The following is a 25,500-nucleotide window of genomic DNA, read 5'->3' as shown; positions in this document are numbered from 1 at the left end:
GCCCCTGTGAACTGCGAGACTGGTGGTCATGAGCTACAGCACGGCTGACTCCTTTCCGCGAGTGACGCTCGACGACGTGCGAGGCGCGCAGAAGATGCTTACGGGCATTTCACGTGTCACCGCCATGGAGGGCAGCAGGCATTTGTCGCAGCTCGTCGGCGCGCCGGTGCATTTCAAGTGCGAGAACCTCCAGCGGACGGGTTCGTTCAAGCTGCGCGGCGCGTACGTACGTATCGCGGGCCTGCTGCCCGAGGAGCGCGCCGCCGGCGTCGTCGCCGCGAGCGCCGGGAACCACGCCCAGGGCGTCGCCCTCGCCTCCTCCCTCCTCGGGGTGCGCTCCACGGTCTTCATGCCGAAGGGCGCCCCCCTGCCGAAGATCAGCGCGACCGAGGAGTACGGCGCCGAGGTGCGCCTGCACGGCACGGTGGTCGACGAGACGCTGACCGCCGCCCAGGAGTACGCGGCCGAGACCGGCGCGGTGTTCATCCACCCGTTCGACCACCCTGACATCATCGCGGGTCAGGGCACGGTCGGCCTGGAGATCCTGGACCAGTGCCCCGAGGTGCGCACGATCGTCGTCGGGATCGGCGGCGGCGGGCTCGCGGCGGGTATCGCGGTCGCGGTGAAGGCGCTGCGGCCGGACGTGCGCGTGATCGGCGTCCAGGCGGAGGGCGCGGCGGCGTACCCGCCCTCGCTGGCCGCCGGGCTGCCCGTGGCCGTCGAGAACCCGGCGACGATGGCCGACGGCATCAAGGTCGGACGGCCGGGCGACGTACCGTTCGGGATCGTCGCCGACCTGGTGGACGAGGTCCGTACGGTCTCGGAGTACAACCTCTCCAGCGCCCTGCTGCTCTGCCTGGAGCGGGCCAAGCTGGTCGTGGAACCGGCCGGCGCCAGCCCCGTCGCGGCCCTGCTGCGCGACCCGGAGTCCTTCGAGGGCCCGGTCGTCGCGGTGCTCTCCGGCGGCAACGTCGACCCGCTGCTGCTGCAGCGCATCCTGCGGCACGGCATGGCCGCCGGGGGCCGCTACCTGCAGGTCTGCCTCCGTCTCACCGACCGCCCCGGCGCCCTCGCGACGCTTCTGGGAGTGTTGTCAGTGGTCGACGCTAACGTCCTGGATGTGAGTCACGTACGGACCGACCCCCGGCTCGGGCTCACGGAGGTGGAGGTCGAGCTGCACCTGGAGACGAGGGGCCCGGAGCACTGCGCCGAGGTCAACCACGCGCTCCGCGAGGCGGGTTACACCGTCATCGACTGAGGTCGGCGCCCCTTCGTCCGTCGCTTGTCACTCGTTCGGGAAAGTCCATTGAGAGACGCGATACATCGCGTTATGGTGAGTCTCGTGTTCGCTGTGAAGAACCCCAAAGACGTGGAGAAACCACATGCCAGGCGCCATCCATGCCGAAGGCCTGGTCAAGACCTTCGGTGACGTAAGAGCCCTCGACGGCGTCGACCTCGACGTCCCCGAGGGCACCGTCCTGGGTCTGCTCGGGCCGAACGGCGCGGGCAAGACGACCACCGTCCGCTGTCTCACGACCCTGCTGCGGCCCGACAGCGGCCGCGCCGTCGTGGCCGGCATCGACGTACTGAAGGACCCCGACGCCGTACGGCGCTCGGTCGGCCTCTCCGGCCAGTTCGCCGCGGTCGACGAGTATCTGACGGGCCGGGAGAACCTGCAGATGGTCGGCCAGCTCTACCAGATGCGGGCCAAGGACGCGAAGGTGCGCGCGGGCGAACTGCTCGACCAGTTCCACCTCGCCGACGCCGCCGACCGCCCCGCCAAGACGTACTCCGGCGGTATGCGCCGCCGGCTCGACCTGGCGGCCGCGCTGGTGGTGTCGCCGCCGGTGATGTTCATGGACGAGCCGACCACCGGACTCGATCCACGCAACCGCCAGCAGCTGTGGGAAGTGATCAAACAGCTGGTCTCCGGCGGTACGACCCTGCTGCTCACCACCCAGTACCTCGAAGAGGCCGACCACCTCGCGCACGACATCGCCGTGGTCGACCACGGCCGGGTCATCGCCCGGGGCACCTCCGACCAGCTCAAGGCCCGCACCGGCGGCGAGCGCGTCGAGGTCGTCGTGCACGAGCGCGAGCGCATCCCGGACGCCGTCGAGGTCCTGACCGGCTTCGGCAAGGGCGAGACCACCGTCGAGGAGCACACCCGCCAGCTCACCGTGCCCGTGACCGGCGGTGCCAAGCTCCTCGCCGAGGTCATCCGCGAGCTGGACACCCGAGGCATCGAGATCGACGACATCGGGCTGCGCCGCCCGACCCTGGACGATGTGTTCCTCTCCCTGACGGGACACCTCGCCGAAGTGAAGGACGAGACCGAGGAGCGCGGCGGGACAGCCGCCGCCCAGGGCCGCGGCCGCGGGAAGGAGACCACGAGGTGAGTATCGCCACCGGCTCCGTGCGGGTCGTGCCGCCCGGCAATCCGATCACCCAGTCCATCCGGGACTCGCTGGTCGTCGCCAAGAGAAATTTGATTCGAATGTCCCGAATTCCAGAAATGGTAATTTTCGGGCTCATTCAACCTGTCATGTTCGTGGTGCTGTTCAGCTATGTCTTCGGCGGCTCCATGAACGTCGGCGGCACCACGGACCCCGCCGTCTACCGCGAGTTCCTGATGGCCGGCATCTTCGCGCAGACCGTCACCTTCGCCACCGCCGGCGCCGGAGCGGGCATCGCCGACGACATGCACAAGGGGCTCATCGACCGCTTCCGCTCCCTGCCCATGGCACGCGGCGCCGTGCTCACCGGACGGACCCTCGCGGACCTGGTCCAGACGGCACTCACCCTCGCCGTGCTGGCCGTCGTCGCCCTGCTCGTCGGCTGGCGCACCCACACCAGCTTCGGCGAGGTGCTCGGCGCCTTCGGTCTGCTGCTCCTGCTCGGGTATGCGTTCACCTGGGTCGGCGCGCTCATCGGCCTCTCGGTGCGCACCCCTGAGGCGGCCACCTCCGGCGGGCTGATCTGGCTCTTCCCGGTCACGTTCATCTCGAACGCGTTCGTGGACTCCAGTCGTATGACGCCCTGGTTGCAGCATGTCGCCGACTGGAACCCGTTCAGCGCCACCGTCCAGGCCTGCCGCGAGCTGTTCGGCAACCCGGGGGTGTCGCCGTCGGACGCCTGGCCCATGCAGCACCCGGTGTGGGCCTCGCTGATCTGGTCGGTCCTGATCATCGTGATATTCCGGACCCTGTCCGTACGGAAGTACCGCTCCGCGGCGGCATGAGCGCCGACCGGGCCCGGGCGTGACCATGGCCCCGGACACGACTGTGGCCCCCGGTGCCGAAGGGGCGCCGGGGGCCACGGGTCGAGCGGTGGTGACGCGTTCGGATCCGTCTACGCGTTCAGCTCCGGTGATGTGTTCAGCTCTGGTAAGGCACGGCCTTGAGGATCTTCACCGAGGCGAGCTTGCCGTTCGGCAGCTCGTACTGCGCGTCCTGGCCGACCTTCTTGCCGGTCACGCCCGAGCCGAGCGGGGACTGCGGCGAGTAGGTCTCGATGTCGGAGCTGGCGTACTCACGGGAGGCGAGCAGGAAGGTCACGGTGTCGTCCTCGTCGCCGTCGAAGGCGATCGTCACGACCATGCCGGGCGCCACCGCGCCGTCCGCCGACGCCGGCGCCTCGCCGACCTTGGCGTTCTCCAGGAGCTGGGTCAGCTGGCGCACACGGAGCTCCTGCTTGCCCTGCTCCTCCTTGGCCGCGTGGTACCCGCCGTTCTCCCGCAGATCGCCCTCCTCGCGCGCGGCCGCGATCTTGGCGGCGATCTCCGTGCGCGCGGGACCAGACAGGTGCTCCAGCTCGGCCCTGAGCTGGTTGTACGCCTCCTGGGTCAGCCAGGTGACGTTCTCGCTGGTCTGGGTCACAGGTGCTCCTCGTAGGTACTGGGAATACAAAGCATCGCCCTACCCAGAAGAATGTTCCTTCACGAGTGGGCGAAACCACGAGCCTAACAATTCAGCGGCGGAAGGGGGAGGACATAAACCACAAGCATTACGTCGACGCAGGTCAGGGAGCGGGTCAGGGCGCCGATTCGGAGAGCCGGGGGTCGGCCGGGGCCTCGGGGGCGAGGGTCAGCCGGCGTGACAGCCGAGGAGCTCGGCCGTGGTGCCGCGCGCGGTGGTCTTCAGGGTGACGACCTTGTCGATGTCCGTGACACCGGCGGCGAAGCGGAAGTCGGCGCGGCCGACCTCGGCACCGTCCTCGGACTGGGAGCGCACGGTGCAGTAGCCCGCGACACCGGCGTCCTTGTCGCCCCTGAGGTGCACCTTCACCGAGGTCGCCGAGGTATCGAAGGTGTAGATCTCGACGCTGATCTTGTTCCCGGCGACGTAGTGGGAGGCGAACCAGCCGATGAGGACGAGGAGGGCGACGCCGAGCACGGAGCCGATGACCTTGAGCTTCCGGTCGGCGCGCTCGTCCGCGGAGCGGCCGTAGCGGCCCTCGGGAAGCCGCGTGCTCGCCGTGGTCATGGTCGTCCTCTCGGGGCCTCGTCGGGACAGGGCGGGGAGCGCGCTCCCAGCGGGGGCGTCCACCCATCGGAACGGGAATATCCAGCCCCCCGATGCCGTCACTATAGAAGCCCCCGCCCAGCGCCTGACGGCCGCCCCACATGGGTGTCCGAGCGGGACGGCAGTATGGACTCACCGGATCGCGCCGGGCCGAGTCACCGAAGTTCAGGCCGGGCGCCGAGTGACGAGGGAATGAGTCTTGACTGACCAGCTGCGACTGATGGCCGTGCACGCACACCCCGACGACGAGTCGAGCAAGGGTGCGGCCACCATGGCGAAGTATGTGTCCGAGGGGGTGGACGTGCTGGTCGTGACCTGCACGGGCGGAGAGCGCGGCTCCATCCTCAATCCGAAACTGCAGGGCGACAAGTACATCGAGGAGCACATTCACGAGGTACGCAAGAAGGAGATGGACGAGGCCCGCGAGATCCTCGGTGTCGGGCAGGAGTGGCTCGGCTTCGTCGACTCCGGCCTCCCGGAGGGCGACCCCCTCCCGCCCCTTCCCGACGGCTGCTTCGCCCTGGAGGACGTCGACAAGGCGGCCGGCGAGCTGGTCAGGAAGATCCGCGCCTTCCGTCCCCAGGTGATCACCACCTACGACGAGAACGGCGGATACCCGCACCCCGACCACATCATGACCCACCAGATCTCGATGGTGGCGTTCGAGGGCGCGACGGACACCGAGAAGTACCCCGAGGCCGAGTACGGCCCGGCGTACCAGCCGCAGAAGCTGTACTACAACCAGGGCTTCAACCGCCCCCGCACCGAGGCGCTGCACAACGCCCTGATCGCGCGCGGCCTGGAGTCCCCGTACGGCGACTGGCTGAAGCGGTGGGACGAGTCCGAGCACAAGGACCGCACCCTCACCACGCACGTCCCCTGCGCCGACTTCTACGAGATCCGTGACAAGGCTCTCATCGCCCACGCCACGCAGATCGACCCCGACGGCGGCTGGTTCCGGGTCCCGCTGGACCTCCAGAAGGAGGTCTGGCCCACCGAGGAGTACGAGCTCGCGAAGTCCCTCGTGGACACCTCGCTCCCCGAGGACGACCTCTTTGCGGGCATCCGCTAGCCCTGGGGGACAATGCCAGGCATGAGCGTAAGCCTGGCAGTCACACACCTCGTCCCCCTCGCCGAGGAGCTGGACAAGGACAAGGTCACCCCCGGCGTCCTCGGTTTCATCGTCTTCGCGGTGATGGCCCTGGCCGTCTGGGGCCTGATGAAGTCCATGAACAAGCACATGGGCAAGGTCGACTTCAAGGAGTCACCGGAGGCGGACGCCTCCGTCGAGGAGACGACGACGGAAGCGTCCGGGAAGACGACGCCGGCGAAGGGCTGACGGCCGACGCGAGGGCTTGACGGAGTGCTTCCGTGACACCGCTCAGGTGTCACGGAAGCGCACCGCTGTCGCGCCGGCACACCGCGTCACCGCGGGGACCGGCCGCCGAACCCTTCGGTCACCTCCGCCCGCCCTGCACCGGCACCCCCATCACCTCCCGTGCGTGCCGGTTCGGGACCATGCCGAGGGTCCACGCCCGCCAGCCGCTCTCCAGGTTCACGCCTCTTTCGAGCAGCAGCTCGTACGCCTCGATGTACTCGGTGAGCTTCTCGTCGCGCAGGGGGTGGGCGGTGCGGGAGAGGTGGGCCAGGTCCTCCTGGGCGACGGCGGTGCCGATCTCCACGCCGCCGGGGGCCGCGTAGGGGAGCAGGGTGCACTTGAGGAAGCGGGCCCAGTCCTCGCCGCGGCGGTCGCCGTAGGAGGTGAAGAGGCGGATGGCCTCCTCGCACAGGGCCAGGGCCTGGGGGGTGCGGGTGTTGCCCGCGTCCACGACGGCCAGTTCCAGGCAGGTCCAGGCCTCGCCGTGGGCGACGCCGATGCGCTGGAAGTCGGCGCGGGCGTCGACGAGGAGCTGGCGGGCGAAGCCGGAGTTGCGCAGGGAGCCGGTCTGGACGGCCCGCTGGTCGCGGGTGACGCGGGCCGAGTGGTGGCGGGCGCAGGCCAGGCCGTAGACGTCACGCATCCGGGAGAACATCGTGCGGGAGCGTTCCAGTTCACGGACCGCCTGGTCGAGGTTGCCGGTCTCCTCCAGGGCCTGGCCCAGGTAGTAGCCGCTCCAGGCCTCACCGCGGGCGTCCTCGTTGTCGCGGTGCCGGGAGACGGCCTGGCGCAGGCCGTCCACGGCGGCCGAGGGGTCGCCGGCGACCAGGCGGGCGCGGGCCAGCTGGGTCATGGACCAGGCCTGGCCGCGGGCGTCGCGGGTGCGGCCGAAGAGGTCCAGGGCGGTGCGCAGTTCGCTCTCCGCGCGCGGCACCTCGCCCATGCGCAGCAGCAGTTGGCCCAGCTGGAAGTAGGCCCAGCCCTCGCCGTGCAGGGACTCCTGCTGGCGGTGGATGACCAGCGCGCGCGTCAACAGGTCCATGGAGTCCGCCAGATGGGAACGGTCGCGCTCCACCGCCGCCAGGGCGTGCATCGTCCACGCGCGGTCCGCCGCCAGCTCCGGGACCGACTGCATCTGCAGCGCCTCCAGGAGCTTCTCCGCCGCCTCGGACAGATTGCCCTGGTGGTGCAGGGTGATGCCCAGGGAGCACAGGGCACGGGCGGCGCCCGCGTCGTGGTTCGTCTCCATGTAGAGGTCGACGACCGACGCGAGGGTCGTACGGGCCTTGTCCAGCTCACCCAGCTGACGGGCCGCGATACCCGTACGCCACTGGACCGAGCGGGTCAGCAGGCCCTGGTCCACCGACTGGGCCAGCTCGCTGAGTTCACCGAGGCGGTAGAGGTCGCCGCGCAGCAGGCAGTAGTCGCACAGGGCGCCGAGGAGGCTCAGGACGGCGGCCTGGTTCACGCCCTCCGCGTGCCGGAGCGTGGAGGTGATGAAGCTCGTCTCGTCGTCCAGCCAGCGCAGCGCCTCCTCCAGCGACACGAAGCCGTGCTGCCCGAAGCGGTCCGAGCGGGTCGACATGTTGCCGTCGACCAGGCGCAGCACGGAGTCGGCGAGGTCGGCGTAGGTGACGATCAGACGTTCCTGCGCGGCCGTGCGCTCGCGCTCCTCCTCCTCGTCGAGGAGGCGGGCGTGGGCGAAGGCTCGGACCTGGTCGTGCAGGCGGTAGCGGTTGCCGTGGACGTGGTCGATCAGGCCCGCGTGCGCGAGCGCGCCGAGATGGCGGTTCGCCTCCGCCTCGTCGGTGGCGAGGAGGGAGGCCGCGGCGGCGGCGCCCAGGGAGGCGCGGCCCGCCAGCGCCAGTCGGCGGAACAGCTGGCGCGAGGACTCCCCGAAGTCGGTGTAGCGCAGCCACAGGGCGCGCTCGACCGGTTCGACCGGGCCGTACGCGCCCAGGTCGGTGGCCAGTCGGCGGGGCTCGCGCGGGCCGAGGGAGGAGCCGGCGATGCGCAGGGCGAGGGGCAGGCCGCCGCACAGCTCCCGGATCCGGGCCACGTGTTCGGCGTTGTACGAGCCCGGGTCGGTCATCTTCACGGAGCCCGAGGACGCGGTGCCGTACGTCTGTGCCGGCGCACCCGCGGACAGTGCCCTGGCGTCCTGGGCCGCCGTTTCCAGGAGTTCCAGCGCGCCCTTCGCGTCGAGCGCCTCGACCGGCAGCTGGTGGACCCAGGCGGGCAGGTCGGCGGGGAGGGCGAGCGGGGTGCGGGCGGTGACCAGGACGAGGCTGTCGGAGCGTTCGGGGACGAGGGCGCGGACCTGCTCGGGGTCGGAGGCGTCGTCCAGGACGATCGTCACCGGCAGGGAGGTCAGATGCTGGTGGTACAGCTCGCTGAGCCGTTTGACCTGCTGGTCCTGGGAGGTGCGCTCACGGAAGAGAAGCTGTTCGCGAGGAGCGCCGAGACGATTCAGCAGATGCATCAGGGCGTCCCGGGTGGACAGCGGGGTCTCCTCCGGGCTGTCGGCGCGCAGATCGACCACGCAGGCGCCGCGGAAGTGGTCCCGCAGCTGATGGGTCGCGCGGACGGCGAGGGCGGTACGGCCGGAGCCGGACGGGCCGTGCAGCACGACGACCGTCGGCCGGGTCTCGGTCTCCGCGCGGGCCGCCTGCACCCACTGGCTGATCTTCCCCAGCTCCGCCCGCCGGCCCGCGAACCGGTCGTCGGTCTCCGGGAGTTGGGCGAACGACTGCTCCAGTACGTTGCGCCGCCGGGCCGCCGCGCTCTTGTCGGCGCCGCGCAGCTGGGGCGCCTTCTTCTTCGCCGTGGACGCGGCGAGGACACGCTGCTGGTCCAGGAACGGCCGTATCCCGCGTACCTCCAGCGCCGACAGCCACTGCAGCCGCAGCTGCTCGGGGCCGCCGGGCTGGCCCAGTGCGCCCGCGCGATGGTGGTTCGCGGGGACGTGGGAGGCGGTCACCTTCAGGACCGTGGCCACGGCGCTCGCGACGCCGACGATCACGCCGGTGCTCACGGCGGTACCGGCGTCGACGCCGAAGGAGAGGTCGGCCACGACCGCCGTGCCGGCGGCGACTGCCGCGACCAGCAGGGGAGTTCCGGAGCCCTCCTTCGCGTAGCGCTGGGCGAAGGTGAGGCGGCCGGCCTCCGACTCGTCCAGTGCGCGGGTGTACGCCTCGTACTCCTCCGCCGCGTTCCGCGCCATCGTGTCCAGGGCGGCGCGGGCGCGGCCGAGCAGGACGACTCCGTCCGTACGGCCGCCCGACCTGCGGACCTCGTCCTCGACCGCCCGGACCAGCAGGCCTTCGGCCTCCCCCCGGTGGCTGTCCCGCATCACAACGTCCCCCTTCGCCGAAACGGTTGCCTCCGGCCAGTGTGGGGCGAATAGTCGGACTAGGCGATAGGGCGTGATCCTCTGCCGGGGACGAGGTCCGGGGTTTCGCCGTGGGGGTGGGGTTGTGCGCCGACCGCCGGTCCGTCGTGGTTGCTCGCGCAGTTCCCCGCGCCCCTTTCAGGGGCGCGCGGCTGTGCTGAACTGTGATTGCCGGGTACTGGGGAATGATGGTGTCCATGGCGAATCGACTGGCCCACGAGACCTCCCCCTATCTCCTCCAGCACGCCGACAACCCGGTGGACTGGTGGCCCTGGTCGGCCGAGGCGTTCGAGGAGGCGCGGCGGCGCGGGGTGCCGGTGCTGCTGAGTGTGGGGTATTCGAGCTGCCACTGGTGTCATGTGATGGCCCATGAGTCCTTCGAGGACCAGGAGACCGCCGACTATCTCAACGCGCACTTCGTGAGCGTCAAGGTCGACCGGGAGGAGCGGCCGGACGTCGACGCGGTGTACATGGAGGCCGTGCAGGCGGCGACCGGGCAGGGCGGCTGGCCCATGACGGTGTTTCTGACGCCGGAGGGGGAGCCCTTCTACTTCGGTACGTACTTCCCGCCCGCCCCCCGCCACGGCAGCCCGTCCTTCCGGCAGGTCCTGGAGGGCGTGCGGGCCGCCTGGACCGACCGGCGGGACGAGGTCGCCGAGGTCGCCGGGAAGATCGTGCGCGATCTGGCCGGGCGGGAGCTGAAGTTCGAGTCGATCGCCGTGCCCGGCGAGGACGAGCTCGCGCAGGCGCTGCTCGGGCTCACCCGGGAGTACGACGCGGCGCGCGGCGGCTTCGGCCGGGCGCCCAAGTTCCCGCCGTCGATGGTGATCGAGTTCCTGTTGCGACACGCGGCGCGCACCGGCTCCGAGGGCGCGCTGCAGATGGCCCGGGACACCTGCGAGCGCATGGCCCGCGGCGGCATCTACGACCAGCTCGGCGGCGGCTTCGCCCGGTACTCCGTCGACCGTGAGTGGGTCGTGCCGCACTTCGAGAAGATGCTGTACGACAACGCCCTGCTCTGCCGGGTCTACGCCCACCTCTGGCGCGCCACCGGCTCCGAGCTGGCCCGCCGCGTGGCCCTGGAGACGGCCGACTTCATGGTCCGTGAACTGCGCACGAACGAGGGCGGTTTCGCCTCCGCGCTGGACGCGGACAGCGACGACGGGACCGGATCCGGCAAGCATGTCGAGGGGGCCTACTACGTCTGGACGCCCGAGCAGCTGACCGAGGTGCTCGGGGAGGAGGACGCCCGGCTGGCCACGCAGTACTTCGGCGTCACGGAGGAGGGCACCTTCGAGGAGGGCGCGTCCGTGTTGCAACTCCCGCAGCACGAGGGCGTGTTCGACGCCAAGCGGATCGAGTCGGTCAAGGCCCGCCTGAACGAGGCCCGTTCGCGGCGCCCCGCCCCCGGCCGCGACGACAAGGTGGTCGCCGCCTGGAACGGGCTGGCCGTCGCCGCCCTCGCCGAGACCGGCGCCTACTTCGACCGCCCCGACCTGGTGGACGCCGCCATCGCCGCCGCCGACCTCCTCGTACGGCTGCATCTGGACGAGAAGGCGCGGCTCGCGCGGACCAGCAAGGACGGGCAGGTGGGGGCCAACGCGGGGGTGCTCGAGGACTACGCGGATGTCGCGGAGGGGTTCCTGGCACTGGCGTCGGTCACGGGGGAGGGGGTGTGGCTGGAGTTCGCGGGGTTCCTGCTCGACCATGTGCTCGTACGGTTCGTGGACGAGGAGTCCGGGGCGCTGTACGACACCGCCGTCGACGCGGAGAAGCTGATCCGGCGGCCCCAGGACCCGACCGACAACGCCACGCCCTCCGGGTGGAGCGCGGCGGCGGGGGCGCTGCTGAGCTATGCCGCGCACACCGGTTCCGAGCCCCATCGGACCGCCGCCGAGCGGGCGTTGGGCGTGGTGAAGGCGCTGGGGCCGCGCGCGCCGAGGTTCATCGGGTGGGGGCTGGCCACGGCCGAGGCGCTGCTCGACGGGCCGCGCGAGGTGGCCGTCGTAGGGCCGCAGGGGCATCCGGGGACGGAGGAGCTGCACCGGGCGGCGTTGCTGGGGACCGCGCCGGGCGCCGTGGTGGCCGTCGGGACGGCGGACAGTGACGAACTGCCGTTGCTCGCCGACCGTCCGCTCGTCGGCGGTGAACCGACCGCGTACGTCTGCCGTAATTTCACATGTGATGCTCCGACGACCGATGTCGACCGGTTGCGTTCGACCCTCGGAACGGCTCCGACCGGCTGAAACTCGCCGGTCAGGGACCGGGGCAAGGGTGCACAACTGACCGGAAACGGCATGGTGTGCGGACACGTCCGATTAGGTGTTCTACCGAACGGAAACACGCTTTTTATCGGAAGGGTCCCCAGGGTTCACAGTTTCCCCCTACTCTCTCCACAGTGACGCGGCGGGAGGAACTCCCGTCGCGACAGGGGGTATTGGGATCCGGGGGGATCTATCTTGCTGACGTCTGTCTTCATAGCCGTCGTCTCGCTGGCCTTGTTCTGGATGGCGGCCTTCACCCTGTGGTGGCAGATGCACGCGTGGCGAACGCCCGAAGTGCTCGCTTCCACCCGTTTCAGCAGACCGGACGGCGACGAGCATGTGTCGTTCTCACTGCTGCTGCCGGCACGCCATGAACAGGCCGTGCTGGACCACACCATTCAACGACTGCTCGAATCCAGCCACGACGACTTCGAGATCATCGTGATCGTCGGGCACGACGACCCGGAGACCACCGCGGTGGCCCGGGCCGCCGAGGAGCGCGACCCTCGGGTCCGCGTGGTGGTCGACCACCACGAGAAGAAGAACAAGCCGAAGGCCATGAACACGGCGCTGCCGCACTGCCGCGGCGACGTCGTCGGGGTCTTCGACGCCGAGGACCAGGTCCATCCCGAGCTGCTCACCCACGTCGACCACGCCTTCCGCACGACCGGCGCGGACGTCGTCCAGGGCGGAGTGCAGCTCATCAACTTCCACTCCAGCTGGTACAGCCTGCGCAACTGCCTGGAGTACTTCTTCTGGTTCCGGTCCCGGCTCCATCTGCACGCGCAGAAAGGGTTCATCCCGCTGGGCGGCAACACCGTCTTCGTCCGCACCGCCGTGCTGCGCGAAGCCGAGGGCTGGGACCCCAACTGCCTCGCCGAGGACTGCGACCTGGGCGTACGGCTGTCGAGCGTCGGCAAGAAGGTCGTCGTCGCCTACGACTCCGACATGGTGACCCGGGAGGAGACTCCCGGCAGCCTGATGTCCCTGATGAAGCAGCGCACCCGCTGGAACCAGGGCTTCCTCCAGGTGTACCGGAAGAAGGACTGGAAGCAACTGCCCGGCTTCCGCCAGCGGTTGCTGGCCCGCTACACCCTGATGACGCCGTATCTCCAGGCGATCTCCGGGGTGATCATCCCGCTCAACGTGGCCATCGCGCTCTTCCTCGACGTCCCCGTCGGCGTCGCCTTCATCACCTTCCTGCCGGCCGTCACCGCCCTCGTCACCTTCGTGTTCGAGCTGGTCGGACTGCACGACTTCGGCAAGCAGTACGGCCTGCGCGTGCGGTTCGTGCACTACGCCAAGCTCGTCGTGGGCGGCCCCTTCTATCAGGTGCTCCTCGCCTTCGCCGCGGTACGAGCCGTGTGGCGTGAGCAACGCGGCCGCAACGACTGGGAGTTGACCAGTCACGTCGGCGCACATCTCGCGAACGTGAACCGAGAGGACGTTCCTGCGTGACCTCCACACTTCCCGCGGCGACCAAGACGGAAGTCAAGGTCCCCGCGCAGCGGACAGCTGCGCCCACAGCCGGTTCGACCAGTCGAACAACCCCTTCCGTTTCCCCTCCGCCGACCCCGCACCGCCTGCGTGACTCGCGCGTCGACCTGCTGCTCTGCGGTCTCCTCCTCGTCGCGATCATGATCGTGCAGGGCTGGAACATCGCCGACTACCCGACCCTCAGCGACGACGAGGGCACCTACCTCGCACAGGCCTGGGCCGTGCAGGAGGGCAGAGGGCTCGCCCACTACACCTACTGGTACGACCACCCGCCCCTCGGCTGGATCCAGCTCGCCGTACTGACCTGGATACCCGCCCAGCTCGCCCCCGAGTCGATGACCGTCGGCTCGATGCGCGCGGTGATGCTGCTGATCAGCGCGATCAGCGCCGTCCTCGTCTACGTCCTCGGCCGCCGCCTCTCCCTGCCCCGCTGGGCCGCCGGCCTCGGCATGGCCCTCTTCGGGCTGTCCCCGCTCTCGGTGGTGCTCCAGCGGGAGATCTTCCTCGACAACATCGCGGTGATGTGGACGCTCCTCGCGTTCTGCCTCGCCGCCTCACCGAGCCGTCACCTCTGGCACCACTTCGGCGCGGGCCTCGCCGCCGCCGCGGCCGTGCTCACCAAGGAGACGATGCTCCTCGTCCTGCCCGCCGTGCTGCTCACCATGTGGCGGCACAGCCACCGCGACACCCGGAAGTTCGCCATCACCGGCGCCGTCACCGCCTGCGCCCTGATCGGCGTCTCGTACCCGCTGTTCGCCCTGCTCAAGGGCGAGTTGCTGCCCGGCGCCGGCCATGTGTCGCTGTGGGACGGCATCGTCTACCAGATGAGCCGCCCCGGCTCCGGCTTCATCCTCACCGAGGGCACGGGCTCGTACGGCGTCCTCCAGTCCTGGCTCTACTACGACCGCGTCCTGCCCCTCGGCGGACTCGCCGGCGCACTGCTCCTGCTGATCACCTGGCGCTGGTCGGTGACCGCCAGAGCGCTCGCCGGACCCGCGCTCGCCGTCGCGATCCTCGCCGGAATGGCCCTGCGCCCCGGCTATCTGCCCGCGATGTACGTCCTCCAGGCCCTGCCCTTCCTCGCCCTCGTCCTCGCGGGCGGCACGGCGAGCGTCACCCACGGCGTCCTGCGCAGATGGCGGAGCGCGACCGAGAAGCGGGCCCTGACCTGGGCACGGCACGCGGTCGCCGTCGCCCTGGCCGCCGCCGCGGCGGTGTACGTCGTCCCGCGCTGGTACGAGGGCAACCACACCGCGATGACCTTCAACGCCAACGCCCCCTACCAGGAGGCCGCGAAGTGGCTCGGCAGTGAGATCGACGACCCCGAGGGCACCCGGGTCCTCGTCGACGACGCGCTCTGGCTCGACCTCGTCCACGAGGGCTACAAGCCCGGGCTCGGCGTCATCTGGTTCTACAAGGCCGACCTCGACCCGGCGGTGACGAAGACGATGCCGCGAGGCTGGCGCGACCTCGACTACGTGGTGGCCTCCCCGACCGTACGGCGTGACGCGGTCGACCTGCCCAACGTCAAGGGCGCGATGGAGAACTCGACGCCGGTCGCCACCTTCGGCACCGGCGAGGACCGCATCGAGATCCGCAGGATCGAGGGCGGTGGCGACGACCGGGCAGCCGGCACCGAGGCCACCGACGACAACCGCACGGGTGGCACCGAGGCCACCGGTGGCGACGACCGGATCCGCGAGACCGAGGCCGCTGGAGGCGACCGATGAGCAGCGGAAGTCATGAGTCCACCGCACCCGGGGAACTGGGCGATCCGGCTGTGCGGGGCGCCGAGGTTCCCGAGCCGGGCGCCGTCACCATCGTCGTACCGACCTTCAACGAGTCCGCCAACGTACGGGAGTTGCTGCACCGGATCACCGAGACGGTGCCCGGGCGGCTGCCCTGCGAGGTCGTCTTCGTGGACGACTCCACCGACGACACCCCCGAGGTGATCGACAAGGCCGCGCAGGACTGCCCGTTCCCGGTGACCGTGCTGCACCGCGACGAACCGGTCGGCGGGCTCGGCGGCGCGGTCGTCGAGGGCATCAAGGCGGCCACCTCCGACTGGATCGTCGTCATGGACGGCGACCTGCAGCATCCGCCGTCCCTGGTACCGGATCTGGTGGCGACCGGGGAGCGGTCGGCCGCGGGTCTGGTGGTCGCCTCCCGCTACATCAAGGGCGGCAGCCGGGCCGGACTCGCGGGCAGCTACCGCGTGGCCGTCTCGCGCGGCGCGACCTGGCTCACCAAGTCCCTCTTCCCACGCCGGCTGCACGGCATCAGCGACCCGATGAGCGGCTTCTTCGCGATCCGCCGCAGCGCGGTCACCGCCGACGTTCTCCAGCCGCTCGGCTACAAGATCCTCCTCGAACTCGCCGTGCGCAGCCGCCCCCGGCGGGTCACGGAGGTGCCCTTCGTCTTCCAGGACCGGTACGCCGGCGAGTCCAAGTCGACCGCGCAGGAGGGCCTGAGGTTCCTGCGCCACCTCGTCGGACTGCGCACCGCGTCGCCGCTGGCCCGCATGGTCGTCTTCGGCCTGATCGGCGTCACGGGATTCATCCCCAACCTCGCCGGCCTGTGGGCCCTGACCTCGGCCGGTATGCACTACGTCCCCGCCGAGATCCTCGCCAACCAGCTCGGGGTGCTCTGGAACTTCTTCCTCATCGAGCACCTGTGCTTCCGCGAGCGGCGTCAGTACCGCAAGGGGTGGGACCGCATCGGCCGGTTCGTGTTGCTCGCCAACGCCGACCTGGTGCTGCGTATCCCACTGATCGCCCTGTTCGTGGGCAAGTTCGGCATGGGCGCACTGCCCGCGACCGCGCTCGCCCTGGTGACGACGTTCGTCCTGCGCTTCGTGGGGACCGAGGCGCTCGTCTATCTGCCTCGCAAGAAGTCTCGCCGTGGGGAGCGCGGCGAGGAGAAGGGCGAGGAGAGGAAGGCAGCCGAGCAGGCAGCCGAACCGGCAAGGAGAGCCGCGTGAAGAACCATCTGATGGACCGCCTGAAGGGCCGCTTGGCGGCCTGGGTCGGTCACGGACCGAGATCCGGACCGAGATCCGGACCGGGACTGTGGGACAGACCGAGACCCAGGGTCAGACGCAGAACCGCCCTGCTGGCGGTCGGAGCCCTCGCCTCCGGTCTGTTGCTGATCTCACCGCAACCCGCGTCCGCCGCCAACCTCATCAAGAACCCCGGCTTCGAGACCGCCGGCAGTGACGACATGCCGTACTGCTGGGAGAAGTCGGGCTGGGGCGACAACGACTTCACCTTCACCACGGTGGGGGGCGCCCACTCGGGCAGCAAGGCCATGAAGGTCGAGCTGACCCGCCGGGTCTCCGGCGACCGCAAGGCCCTGATCACCGAGTCGGCGGCCTGCGCCCCGTCGGTCGTGGTGGGCAAGCAGTACGACCTGTCCTTCTGGTACAAGTCCACGACCCCGGACACGTCCGTCACCCTGTTCCGGCACGACACCACGGCCGGCTGGCAGTACTGGACCGACCTCAAGACGCTGGACATGGCCGCGAGTTGGACCGAGGCCACGGTCCGCACCCCCGCGATCCCGGCGGGCACCGACCGCATCACCTGGGGCGCCTCCGTCTACGGCACCGGCTCCCTCACCACCGACGACTACACGATGGACCAGGTCGCCGACCCCGTCCCCGAGCCGGTGTGCACGGGCACGCCGGACGAGTGCCTGAACGGCCGCTGGGACGTCCTGCCCACCCAGAACCCGGTCCGCTCCATGCACTCCGTCGTCCTCAACAACGGCAAGGTGCTGCTGATCGCCGGCTCCGGCAACAGCGAGCAGATGTTCGAGGCGGGTACGTTCACCAGCGCGGTGTACGACCCGAAGAACGGCACGTACAAGCAGATCCCCACACCCAAGGACATGTTCTGCGCGGGCCACGTCCAGCTCGAAGACGGACGTGTCCTCGTCATGAGCGGCAACAAGGGCTACCCGTCGGCGGACGGCACGATCGGCTACCAGGGTTACAAGGACTCGTACATCTTCGACCCGGTCACCGAGACCTACAGCAAGACGAACGACATGAACGACGGCCACTGGTACCCGTCGGCGACGATCCTCGGCAACGGTGACGTCATCTCCTTCGGCGGCCTCCGTGAGGACTCCACGGGTTCGGTGACGGCCGAGCTGTGGTCGGACGCCGAGCAGCAGTGGCAGCCGCTGTGGAAGGTCAACCAGACCTGGTCGTACTGGGGCCTGTACCCGTCGATGATCCTGATGCAGGACGGCCGCCTCTTCTACTCGGGCAGCCATGTCTTCGGCAACAACATCCCCGGCACGGGCTCCGCGATCTACGACTACGACGCCAACACCGTCACCCAGATCCCGGGTCTCCAGGACAAGGACGAGCGCGACCAGTCCGCGAGTGTGCTGCTGCCCCCGGCCCAGGACCAGAAGGTCCTGACGATCGGCGGCGGCAACAACGAGTCCAACCCCGAGGCGAACCGCCTCACCGACATCATCGACCTGAAGGCCGCGAACCCGGCGTACGTCGCGGGCCCGCCGATCCCACAGGGCACGGTGGACCTGGGCAACGGGAAGGTCGCCCAGACGGGTGACCAGGGCAAGATGTACGTCTCGGCGGTCCTGCTCCCCGACGGCAAGGTCCTGGAGACGGGCGGCGCCCTGCACAACCGCGCCAACCCGGTCTACGAGACCTCGATCTACGACCCGGCCACCAACACCTTCGACCCGGTGGCGACGGACCCGGAGGAGCGCGGCTACCACTCCTCGGCGTTCCTGCTGCCGGACGGCCGTGTCATGACCACGGGCGACAACCCCGGCAACGGCACCTGGAATCACGACGTGTCGATCTACACCCCGCCGTACCTGCTGAAGGGCGCGCGTCCTTCCATCACCTCGGTGATCGACAAGGAGTGGGTGTACGGCGACACGCAGCGCATCACGGTGGACCGCCCGATCGCGAAGGCGGAACTGATCCGCCCCGCGGCCGTGACCCACTCCTCGGACCCGAACCAACGCTTCGTGGACCTGCCGCTCTCGGTCGACGGCAACAACGTGGACCTGAACGTGACGAGCAACCCCAACCTGGCCCCGCCCGGCTGGTACATGCTCTTCGCGGTCGACGCCAACGGCGTCCCCTCGGTGGCCGAATGGGTCCACCTCCAAGGCCCCTCCGCCCTGGCCCAGGCCTCCGGCGACGCCCCCTCGGCCCACATCCACGACTTCGCGGACGCCCTGAAGGGCAAGACCACGGGCCCGGCGAAAAAGACCAAGTCCAAGAAGGTCAGCCCGACCGTCTCCGGCTGCGACCGCCACTACGGCACGGCGAACGTCTGCGTCCCGACGGCCTTCCCGGCGGAGGTCAAGAAGACGACGGCCTCCCGCTGCGAGTGGCTGAAGGAGAACGACTACGGCCGCCTGAAGGTCAACGGCAAGGACGACCCACTGAAGCTGGACCGGAACAGGGATGGTCTGGCTTGTGGGAAGGGGGATGTGAAGCGGCGCTGACGATCGATGGACAGGTCGGCGTGCTCGGCCCCGTATCCGGTGGATGTCCGCCGGGTACGGGGCCGTGCCGCTCACCCGGTCCTGCCCTGTGTCGATTTAGGCACGTTGACACGTAATTCATGCGATGTTCTTATGGCAGTCCACGAGTTATTGGATGACGGGGGATTCGTGAGACCTGCAATCAGCAAAACGACTCGGATAATGTCCGCCGCCGCAGGAGTGCTCCTGGTGGCGACGAGTGGCGGCACAACCCAAGCCGCCGACGTGTACGACGAAGTCAGAAAGGTGACCAGCTCCACCGATCTGGCGAATCACAGGCTGCAGGAGCGGCGGGTCTCGGCCGCCACTATTGCCGAGCTGGACTCCAGACTTCCCAATGTCGGTGTGGCAGACGTACTTGCCAGCGCCAATCACTCCATGAAGTCGGTCAGTTCGGGCCAGTGTGCGGCAAGAGAGGCCAAAGCGCTCCCCGTCAAGCCCGGTTATTCCTCCGGCTACTGCTGGGACACCGGAGACGCGACCACCCAGCGGTGGCTCCCCCAAGGGCTGACCTCATCGGGTGACGCCGACAATGACGGGCTGTGGGGAACCAACAAGGTAATCCTTTCGGGGTGGAAGTCCAACGACGACGGTTTCTTCAAGAAATACGACGCATCGCAGACGAAGTATCCCAACAGCCGCAACCTGACTCGCGTGGCGTTCATCGACGCGAATGACCCGACCGCGATGAAGTACCGCTGGGTTCTGCTCGTGGTACCCACAGAAGGGGGCGCGAACTTCGACAACCTCGGCGCCAACATCGGCGGCATGGCCTGGTTCGGCGACAAGCTGATGATCACCGCGAAGGGGGACGACGCAAGTGACAACGCCCTCTTCGTCTTCTCCATGAAGCACATTCTGCAGGCGACGGTCAACGACAACCCCATCGGCAGAGTGAGCGGAGGGTACTCGGCTCACGGATATCAATACGTCATGCCGGCCATCGGTTCCTATGGGCTGAAGAGCGGCGGCTGCGGTACGGCCACGGGAATCTCCTGCGCGGCCTCCATGTCCGTGGACCGGAGCGCCACGCCGGACAGCATCGTCCTGAACGAGTGGCAGTCCTCCAGCGCCCCGAAGATCGGCCGCACCTGGAGCTATCGTCTGGCCGCACCGTCCGAGGCCGGAATGCCACTGGAGGTGGACGCCTCCGGACATGCCAACGTCTCGGAGATGTTCACCGCCGATGTGTCAGGTGTGCAGGGGGCCCTCTGGTACACGGACCCGGCCACGGGGAAGCGGTCCTGGTACATGCCCAAGCATCGGGGCGGCCCGGGGCAGCAAGGTGTCTACTACAACCGAGACGCACAGGGCAGAACGACGACGACTTGCTCGGGAACGGACTCGGCCGGAGCCTGCTGGGCGGCCCATTCGCAGGGCATGTCCCTCTGGTGGAACGGCAAGACCGTCTGGAGCCAGACGGAATGGGCCGCGAACGCGTCGGGGCAATGGGTCGACGACGCGAATTCGGGCTGGCAGTCGAGCGTGATCCGTGAGCGTGTCCTGTTCTCTGTCCCGCTGTCCTCCATGCCTTGAGTGTCAGCTGGTCGGGAGCCGTTCCCCCCGTCCTCGTACCGCACGACGGCGGAGGTGTTCTGGCACGGGAGGAAGCTCGCCCACGGCCCGCTCCGGCAGCTCGCGGACCGGGAGACGGCCTACTGGACGCCGGGGCCGGGGGACTCTGGGTAGGGCAATGGATCAGAAGACTTCTGACATCCACAACTGACATCAACGACACCGGACGGGGGCGCACACCAGCGCCCTTGTCCGGTGTCGCATCAGTCGCCGACAGGGCCCGAAGCCGCTGCCCCCACTCCCGGTCGGTAGCGGCGAAGGCCCGGCGAGGGAAGCCCCGTTGGTAGTCGAACCCAAAGGTGTAGAGCACCACTGGCGTATCAATGCCGAGTTCGTCGAGATCCCGAAGCATGCTGATGCCAGCGCTTTGATCGTCCTGACGCCCAGTGTCGCTCAAGATGAGGTCGTACGAACGGCGGCGGAGCCGCGAGAGAGCGTCAGCCGTCGAGACGGCAGTGTCCACCTCCATGCCTGCGGTGCGGAGGAGCTCCACCAGCGATGTGTTGCCCTCAGGGTGATCATCGACCCAAAGCAGCCGACCCCCCTTGAGGATGTCTGCTGCGTACTCCAATCGCCGCAGAACACCGCGCTTCGATCCCGCTGAGACAACCGTCTTGGTCTTGGCCGCAGCTTCATCCAGGAGCACTCGTGCCGCCTCGGCAAACTCGGCGTTCCCCACCGGGGTGGCAAGACCCTTGAGGCGCCGAATCGCATCGCTGATATCGCCTCGGTACAGCAGCAGCGAGAACAGGACGACGGCGGGCCAGAACAGTGATTCGACGAAATCCAAGATCAAGTTCGCGATATCCACGCTGAGCCATTCCATGCCCGCAGCCTCTGTAGGCGACTCCTACCGCATCTGAGTGGCGACCATACGGGTCACCACGCGACTGAAGTGCTCCCTCGGGGACCTTGCTCGCGCCGAGCTGATCAGCTCGACCGACTTTCGAGGTTGTGCACGATGCCCAGGTCAGGCCGGTCACGTCCGTCTCAGTTTCCGTCTCATTGAGCGCCGTTCACGGCCGTTCAGGCGAGACCGCTAGCCATCACCACGCCGTCAGCCAGCCGCCCATGAACGCAGGTGAACGGCCCCGTTCTCAGCCCAAGGACCCGCCACCACAGTTGGAAAGAGTGCGCGGCAGCGGCACTGTCAGAGCCTGGGCTTACGGTCCAGGACATGGCAATCAGACCATCAGCACGTTGGCGTGCGCGTGTGGACGAAGAGGCAGCGGAGGTTGCGGCGGGGACACGGGACCCGAGCGATGCCTTCCTGGCGGAGCTTTTCCCCGGTTCGCTCCTGGGAGCGACGGACGGAGCCCTGCGCGCGTTCGAGCTGGATGTGGACGCGCTCCGGGACCAGGACGACGAGCAGGCCTTCAAAGCGATCGAGCGTGTCGTGGTGGCGCTGAACGAGATCAACGAGGACCACGACGGCGCCGGCTACGAAACGGAAGAGCGTGAACAGCTGTGCCTCTACATCGATCAGACCTTGACCGAGCACGGCATCGACGTCCCTGCTCTGGCGGCGAGGCGAGGCATCACCCGCACGGAGATCACGGATGACTGGCGGGACTGGTAGTCGTTGCTGTACCGCAACGACGCACAGCAACCCCGGCAACCAGCAGCGACCGTCACCGGCCCTCACGATCCTCGCCGCGGCCTGTATGGCCTCCAGTGACCGATCTCTATAGAGCTACGGATCAGAAGGCTGTCCGGACGCACGCCGGTAGACCTGCAACCGGCCGCTACCTTTGGCCCGTGAACGACAGAGGTAGATGGCTCGGTGCGGCAGCCTGGTTTGTCGTCTGGTGGGGCCTGACAACAGTGGTCTTCCGCCTCATAAGCATGGTCATCGACGACGATCCCAAGAGCTGGACAATTTGTGGCGGCGTGGCTGCTGCTTCCATCGCGACCGGCGAACTGTCGGAGCGCTGGCGCCGACGCCGACGAAGGACGAAGTCTCAAGGCGCCCCGGACACCGCGCCTGAGACAGGCCGCACCACAAGCGCACCAGATCGAGCGGGGAACAGCGGGGAGTCACGGTGAAAGGAGCCGCGTGCGACAGGACGCATCCCTAGCCGTTCGCCAAGGTCAGCGTCCAACCTGCCGTAAATGATCGCAGCTGCCCAAGCTGAGGGCATCAATGCTGTGGTTCCGCAGCGGTCGGGCCCCTCACCGGCAGGGGCCATGCCAGTCATCACCCCGGCCGTTCGGGGGATACGCGGATGACCTCGGAGGCGTGTCCCATCCCGCAGGGGCATCCCTAGCGGGGACGAAAGGGAGACATGATGCCGCTCTATCTATCGAGGTTCAGCTACACGCCGGAGACTTGGGCGAGACTCATCGGCCACCCCGAGGACCGCACAAAGGCCGCTCAGTCGTACATCGAGTCCGTCGGCGGCAAGCTCCACGGCTTCTGGTACGCGTTCGGCACCCGCGACGGCTACAACCTGTGGGAGGCTCCGGACAACGTCTCCATGGCTGCGGTCGCCTTGGCGATCAGCGGAGGCGGCGCACTCGACTCGTTCGAGACGACCGTTCTCCTGACCGTCGACGAAACCATGGATGCCCTGCGCAAAGCCGGGCAAGTTCAGTACCGGGCTCCCGGCGCGTAGTGGTCCAGGCAGTCGGCAACTGACGGGTTCAGGAATCGAGACGGCAGCGAGGTACAGCACGCACAGCAACCGTCCGCGCCCAACAGTGGTCGTTGAAGGCCGCGCAGCATCATGCATGACCACCATGACCGACATCCGTAGAGCTACGGATCAGAAGGTGCACGTGCCCCATCCGTGCCCGATCCAGCGGGAAGCCACGGGAACCACGGTGCTGAGCGGGAACCGCGCACGACGACGACCCCTGACCAATTGCCTGGTCAGGGGCCGTTTCATCTGGCGGTGGGTGTGGGATTTGAACCCACGGTGACTCGCGCCACGACGTTTTTAAAGATCGCTCAGGTGCTGTGGGCGAATCGCATCCGCACTTGTGCGGGGAAGCCAGGGTTATGCCTGTCGATCCGAAAGGCGTTGTCCATCCGCCACCACGGGGCGCGCGCCCGCCTGGGCAATCAGTCCTCGGCCTTCGCAGGGAAGCGAACCAGGGGAACCGGCATCAGGCAGAGCGCGAAGGCCATCTGCGTCAGGACTGGGACGAAGAGGAGCGCCACGAAGTTCTGGAAGAGCAAGAACCATGTGGGCAGGAGGAGGAGCCCCGCCAGACGGATACGGAATGCCGCCCCCTTGCGCTTGTTGAGCAGCCCGAACAACAGGATTACGAGCAGCGAGGGGATGCCCACCATGAGCCCCACCGAGGCAATGGAGTCGTCCCACAGGTAGTAGGCGGTGTCCTCCCAGTACGAGCGGGTGCGAGGCAGGTAGGACACAAGCTCGTGCTGGCGGGGAGCTGTCAGGGCATAGACGAGCCATGCCGCCACCCAGATCAGCAGGTAGCGACCGACGGCATCAGCGATGCACAAGCCGACACGGCCGAGTCGGTGCCAAGGAGAGGTGACCACGAAGGGCATAGCGCATAGTGACACCTTTTTTGAACGCGTTCAAGGTGGTCGAGGGGTAGGCCAGGAGTGACTGGCAGTCCGGCCAGCGGTACAGCAGCGGGGTACCGCAACCGGGCGCCCGGTAGTGTCCCTGTGGGCCCTCGAAGCGACTGGCATGGACGTCGCTGCCCGATCTCGCTAGAGCTACGGATCAGAAGGTTGTGAGGGGGGTGGGTGCGGAGCCATTCGGCGTCCCGAGACCTGCTGGTCCGAAGACCCCTATCCGGCCACCCCCCTTTAGCCGCCGTGTTCTTCGGTGAGGTTCCCGACTTGTATTGGCCGTAGCGGAGCGCGGTCGGGTTGGCCGCTCGTAGCGTTTCCGTAGGACGCCGGGTTGGATGGCTCGTGAGGTTCCTGCCGCCCCTCTGGGGCTGGCCCGCTCGGGGTGTGCCGCCGGCCCGGTGTCCGGCCACGGTCTGACTCAACAGAGGCGTGTCCCGGCAGCGGTTCCCGAAGTCGGCGTGTCGGCCGTGGACGTCCTGTCGTCCGGCCGTGAGGAACGAACTCCCGTGATACTGCTCGGTGTTGACCCGCACAAGTCCACTCACACCGCCACCGCAGTCGACCCTGTCTCGAATCAGCAGGCGGGCTCGCTGAGGATCGACGCGAACCTGGCGGACTACCGGCGGCTCTTGACCTGGGGCCGCCGCTGGCCGCAGCGCAAGTGGGTGGTGGAGAACGCCAACGGGCTCGGCCGCCATCTGGCCCAGTGGCTCGTCACCCGGGGCGAGACTGTCGTCGATGTACCCGCCTCGGCGACCAGCCGCGTCCGTCAACTCACCCGTGGCGGTGGCCGCAAGAACGACCGGATCGATGCTGCCGCCGCGGCCACGGCCCACATCCACGGAGACGGGCGCGAGGTGAACGCGGACGACCACGCCACGGCCCTGGCCCTGCTCGACGAACGACGCGTCAACCTCGCCCAGGCCCGGGTCCGGACCGTCAACCAGCTGCACGCTGTGCTGCGTGATCTGCTGCCCGGCGGGGCTCCGCCTCAGCTGTCGGCGGACCAGGCCGCCGCCCTGCTGCGCACGGTCCGCTCCGCCGGCGACGTCGAAAAGGTCCGCAAGGACCTTGCCCGCGACCTGGTCACGGAGATCCGGGCGCTGGACAAGCGGCTGGCGGAGAACGCCGTACGCATGGAGGAACTGGTCGAGTCCTCGGGCAGCACGCTGATGAACACGCCCGGCGTCGGGCCGGTGCTGGCGGCACGGCTCGCGGGCCGCGTCGGACGCGCCAGCCGGTTCGCCACTGCGGCGGCGTTCGCGAACTACACAGGCGTCGCCCCGGTCGAGATCGCCAGCGCGGACAAGACCCGCCACCGGCTCTCACGCTCCGGCGACCGCCAGCTCAACTCCGTCCTCCACACCATCGCCGTCACTCAGATCAGGATGCCGAACTCCCCAGGACATGCCTACTACCAGCGGAAACTCTCCGAAGGAAAGACACCAAGGGAAGCCAAACGCTGCCTGAAGCGCCGTCTCGCCGACCATGTATGGCGCGTCATGACCGCCGACGAACGCAGGTCCAAACAGCCGCTGCCTCAAGCGACTTGACAAGACACAGAGGCACCCCGAGATGCGGGGAAAGGTGACAGCAGGTCAGATGGGTCTCATGAGAGGAGCCCAGACGATGCCTGCCCCGAGGAAGTACCCACTGGAGTTGCGTGAGCGTGCGGTGCGGATGTACCGGACCGCCGAGCCGAAGCCCGTGATCCGCCGCATGGCCGAGGAACTCGGTGTGCATCACGAGGCCCTGCGCAACTGGATCCGGCAGGCCGAGGCCGA

General features: G+C 68.6%; 19 protein-coding genes and 1 pseudogene. 15 read left to right on the top strand and 5 right to left on the bottom strand.

Annotated features, from left to right (window positions below; genetic code table 11):
• Positions 1-28 precede the first annotated feature (28 nt).
• The 3 genes from ilvA to ABT147_RS04880 all read left to right on the top strand — a co-directional run bounded on the left by ilvA (position 29) and on the right by ABT147_RS04880 (position 3,241).
• A complete protein-coding gene (gene ilvA, locus ABT147_RS04890; RefSeq protein WP_351402741.1) occupies positions 29-1,258 on the top strand; it encodes a threonine ammonia-lyase in 1,230 nt (409 codons plus the stop codon).
• A 124-nt stretch (positions 1,259-1,382) separates the two neighbouring features.
• Positions 1,383-2,399 carry an ATP-binding cassette domain-containing protein gene (locus ABT147_RS04885; protein ID WP_351402740.1) on the top strand — a complete coding sequence of 339 codons (1,017 nt, stop codon included), beginning with the start codon at positions 1,383-1,385 and terminating at the stop codon, positions 2,397-2,399.
• The gene (locus ABT147_RS04880) at positions 2,396-3,241 is read left to right on the top strand and encodes an ABC transporter permease (protein ID WP_351402739.1); all 846 of its coding nucleotides are present in this window, start codon (positions 2,396-2,398) and stop codon (positions 3,239-3,241) included. Before ABT147_RS04885 ends, ABT147_RS04880 begins: the two co-directional genes overlap by 4 nt.
• Before the next feature lie 136 nt (positions 3,242-3,377).
• Here ABT147_RS04880 and greA read toward each other — a convergent pair whose 3' ends face one another.
• Both greA and ABT147_RS04870 read right to left on the bottom strand, forming a co-directional pair.
• The gene (gene greA / locus ABT147_RS04875; RefSeq protein ID WP_351402738.1) at positions 3,378-3,878 is read right to left on the bottom strand and encodes a transcription elongation factor GreA; all 501 of its coding nucleotides are present in this window, start codon (positions 3,876-3,878) and stop codon (positions 3,378-3,380) included.
• A 207-nt stretch (positions 3,879-4,085) separates the two neighbouring features.
• Positions 4,086-4,484: a DUF4307 domain-containing protein gene (locus tag ABT147_RS04870; protein WP_351402737.1), complete on the bottom strand. Its 399-nt coding sequence runs from the start codon at positions 4,482-4,484 to the stop codon at positions 4,086-4,088.
• Between the two features lie 238 nt (positions 4,485-4,722).
• On the opposite strand from ABT147_RS04870, the gene mca reads away from it, so the two are divergent.
• Together mca and ABT147_RS04860 are read left to right on the top strand one after the other, a co-directional pair.
• On the top strand, positions 4,723-5,595 hold the full coding sequence (mca, locus tag ABT147_RS04865) for a mycothiol conjugate amidase Mca (protein ID WP_351402736.1): 873 nt from the start codon (positions 4,723-4,725) through the stop codon (positions 5,593-5,595).
• 21 nt (positions 5,596-5,616) lie between these two features.
• Positions 5,617-5,862, top strand: a complete 246-nt coding sequence (locus ABT147_RS04860; protein ID WP_351402735.1) for a hypothetical protein — start codon at positions 5,617-5,619, stop codon at positions 5,860-5,862.
• 118 nt (positions 5,863-5,980) lie between these two features.
• Here the strand turns inward: ABT147_RS04860 and ABT147_RS04855 are convergent, their stop codons facing one another.
• Entirely contained in the window at positions 5,981-9,253 is a 3,273-nt protein-coding gene (locus tag ABT147_RS04855; protein WP_351402734.1) for a tetratricopeptide repeat protein, read from the bottom strand.
• 236 nt (positions 9,254-9,489) lie between these two features.
• Between ABT147_RS04855 and ABT147_RS04850 the strand changes: the two genes are divergently transcribed.
• The 6 genes from ABT147_RS04850 (at position 9,490) to ABT147_RS04825 (ending at position 20,124) form a co-directional block, all read left to right on the top strand.
• The gene (locus ABT147_RS04850) at positions 9,490-11,538 is read left to right on the top strand and encodes a thioredoxin domain-containing protein (RefSeq protein WP_351402733.1); all 2,049 of its coding nucleotides are present in this window, start codon (positions 9,490-9,492) and stop codon (positions 11,536-11,538) included.
• A gap of 213 nt (positions 11,539-11,751) precedes the next feature.
• Complete coding sequence (locus ABT147_RS04845; protein ID WP_351402732.1) at positions 11,752-13,014, top strand: glycosyltransferase; 1,263 nt, start codon at positions 11,752-11,754, stop codon at positions 13,012-13,014.
• Positions 13,011-14,783, top strand: a complete 1,773-nt coding sequence (locus ABT147_RS04840) for an ArnT family glycosyltransferase (protein WP_351402731.1) — start codon at positions 13,011-13,013, stop codon at positions 14,781-14,783. Before ABT147_RS04845 ends, ABT147_RS04840 begins: the two co-directional genes overlap by 4 nt.
• Complete coding sequence (locus ABT147_RS04835; protein ID WP_351402730.1) at positions 14,780-16,033, top strand: glycosyltransferase; 1,254 nt, start codon at positions 14,780-14,782, stop codon at positions 16,031-16,033. The genes ABT147_RS04840 and ABT147_RS04835 overlap by 4 nt, the downstream gene beginning before the upstream one ends.
• Entirely contained in the window at positions 16,030-18,549 is a 2,520-nt protein-coding gene (locus tag ABT147_RS04830) for a galactose oxidase family protein (RefSeq protein ID WP_351402729.1), read from the top strand. Before ABT147_RS04835 ends, ABT147_RS04830 begins: the two co-directional genes overlap by 4 nt.
• A 228-nt stretch (positions 18,550-18,777) precedes the next feature.
• The gene (locus ABT147_RS04825; protein WP_351402728.1) at positions 18,778-20,124 is read left to right on the top strand and encodes a hypothetical protein; all 1,347 of its coding nucleotides are present in this window, start codon (positions 18,778-18,780) and stop codon (positions 20,122-20,124) included.
• A gap of 349 nt (positions 20,125-20,473) precedes the next feature.
• Here ABT147_RS04825 and ABT147_RS04820 read toward each other — a convergent pair.
• Positions 20,474-20,989: pseudogene (locus ABT147_RS04820) on the bottom strand (response regulator); the annotation flags it as partial.
• A gap of 351 nt (positions 20,990-21,340) precedes the next feature.
• On the opposite strand from ABT147_RS04820, the gene ABT147_RS04815 reads away from it, so the two are divergent.
• Entirely contained in the window at positions 21,341-21,742 is a 402-nt protein-coding gene (locus tag ABT147_RS04815) for a hypothetical protein (protein ID WP_351402727.1), read from the top strand.
• A 709-nt stretch (positions 21,743-22,451) separates the two neighbouring features.
• Entirely contained in the window at positions 22,452-22,778 is a 327-nt protein-coding gene (locus ABT147_RS04810; protein ID WP_351403006.1) for a GYD domain-containing protein, read from the top strand.
• Between the two features lie 449 nt (positions 22,779-23,227).
• Here the strand turns inward: ABT147_RS04810 and ABT147_RS04805 are convergent, their stop codons facing one another.
• Positions 23,228-23,683 (bottom strand): hypothetical protein, encoded by a 456-nt coding sequence (locus tag ABT147_RS04805; RefSeq protein WP_351402726.1) that lies wholly within the window; start codon positions 23,681-23,683, stop codon positions 23,228-23,230.
• A gap of 539 nt (positions 23,684-24,222) precedes the next feature.
• Here ABT147_RS04805 and ABT147_RS04800 point away from each other — a divergent pair.
• Positions 24,223-25,269, top strand: a complete 1,047-nt coding sequence (locus ABT147_RS04800; protein ID WP_351402725.1) for an IS110 family RNA-guided transposase — start codon at positions 24,223-24,225, stop codon at positions 25,267-25,269.
• 22 nt (positions 25,270-25,291) lie between these two features.
• The coding region (locus ABT147_RS04795) for a transposase (protein WP_351402724.1) at positions 25,292-25,500 on the top strand (209 nt) is incomplete at its 3' end.

Origin of the sequence: Streptomyces sp. NPDC001868 (genome assembly GCF_040297125.1) — a bacterium.
Lineage (GTDB): Bacteria > Actinomycetota > Actinomycetes > Streptomycetales > Streptomycetaceae > Streptomyces.
This window is presented reverse-complemented; position numbering and strand designations above follow the sequence as displayed.

Bases quoted from the DNA above. Each gene is read 5' to 3' on its own strand.
- ilvA (WP_351402741.1), top strand. From the start codon at position 29: ATGAGCTACAGCACGGCTGACTCCTTTCCGCGAGTGACGCTCGACGAC.
- ABT147_RS04885 (WP_351402740.1), top strand. From the start codon at position 1,383: ATGCCAGGCGCCATCCATGCCGAAGGCCTGGTCAAGACCTTCGGTGAC.
- ABT147_RS04870 (WP_351402737.1), bottom strand. From the start codon at position 4,484: ATGACCACGGCGAGCACGCGGCTTCCCGAGGGCCGCTACGGCCGCTCC.
- ABT147_RS04860 (WP_351402735.1), top strand. From the start codon at position 5,617: ATGAGCGTAAGCCTGGCAGTCACACACCTCGTCCCCCTCGCCGAGGAG.
- ABT147_RS04855 (WP_351402734.1), bottom strand. From the start codon at position 9,253: ATGCGGGACAGCCACCGGGGGGAGGCCGAAGGCCTGCTGGTCCGGGCG.
- ABT147_RS04850 (WP_351402733.1), top strand. From the start codon at position 9,490: ATGGCGAATCGACTGGCCCACGAGACCTCCCCCTATCTCCTCCAGCAC.
- ABT147_RS04835 (WP_351402730.1), top strand. From the start codon at position 14,780: ATGAGCAGCGGAAGTCATGAGTCCACCGCACCCGGGGAACTGGGCGAT.
- ABT147_RS04815 (WP_351402727.1), top strand. From the start codon at position 21,341: ATGGCAATCAGACCATCAGCACGTTGGCGTGCGCGTGTGGACGAAGAG.
- ABT147_RS04810 (WP_351403006.1), top strand. From the start codon at position 22,452: ATGCCGCTCTATCTATCGAGGTTCAGCTACACGCCGGAGACTTGGGCG.
- ABT147_RS04805 (WP_351402726.1), bottom strand. From the start codon at position 23,683: ATGCCCTTCGTGGTCACCTCTCCTTGGCACCGACTCGGCCGTGTCGGC.